The 334-nt window shown below is 47.0% G+C and carries 1 pseudogene; it reads left to right on the plus strand.

Annotated features, from left to right (window positions below):
• Positions 1-334 (plus strand): annotated as a pseudogene (locus tag AC1XUF_RS32070) (IS21 family transposase); the annotation flags it as partial.

Genomic DNA, 334 nt, shown 5'->3' on the forward strand with positions numbered 1-334 from the left:
CCACAAGGCAATATCCAGACAGCAGGGCTGGGACCCGGAATACTATCTGAGAAAAGCCGCTGAAAACGGGCCTTGTACTTATGAGCTTTTCAAAAAAGTAATGGACAGCAAAATGATCATTGACCAGTCCTATTCTTCTTGTCTGGGCCTTCTAAGGCTGATAAAAGCCTACGGCGCCCTCCGGATGGAGAATGCCTGTAAGAGGGCTTTGACGGGCTATAAGTTCAGTTACACCGCCGTGAAAAACATCCTGGATAACAATATGGACATGGTCGGGGATGCCAATCATAAAGAGTACCGTATCCCTGAACATGCCAATTTAAGAGGAGCTTCT

This window comes from Dyadobacter sp. HNCC25DJ185 (assembly GCF_056895195.1).